The following is a 504-nucleotide window of genomic DNA, read 5'->3' as shown; positions in this document are numbered from 1 at the left end:
GGTTGCGCTGTTCGTCGGCTTGCAGCGCGGCGGTGTTGTTGGTGGCGATATAGCCCGGCGCGATCGCGTTGACGTTGACGCCCTTGGCCGCCCATTCGTTGGCGAGCAGCTTGGTCAGGCCCGCGACGCCGCTCTTGGATGCGGTGTAGCTCGGCACACGGATGCCGCCCTGGAAGGAGAGCAGCGAGGCGATATTGATGATCTTGCCTGCGCCCTGACCGATCATGTGGCGACCGGCGGCCTGGCTGAGGAAGAACAGCACCTTGAGATTGGTGTCGATCACCGCGTCCCAGTCCGCCTCGGTAAAGTCGACGCTGTCGGCTCTGCGGATGATCCCGGCATTGTTGACCAGGATATGGAGGCCGCCCAGCATGTCGCGGGTTTCGTCGATGACGCGCTGGACCGGCTCGATGGTCGAAAGGTCCGCCGAGACGATCTCCGCCCGGCGACCCAGCGCGCGGACCTTCTGCACCGTCTCCAGCGCAGGCGTGCGGCCAACGGCGG

At 65.9% G+C, this 504-nt stretch carries 1 protein-coding gene; it reads right to left on the bottom strand.

The genetic code is table 11. From position 1 onward, the window contains the following. On the bottom strand, positions 1-504 hold a 504-nt coding region (locus tag ACODSR_RS20695), incomplete at both ends, for an SDR family NAD(P)-dependent oxidoreductase (RefSeq protein ID WP_489078404.1).

This window comes from Sphingobium sp. FG125 (assembly GCF_057809795.1).
The sequence above is the reverse complement of the archived record's forward strand: the minus strand, read 5'-3'. Positions and strand labels throughout refer to the sequence as shown.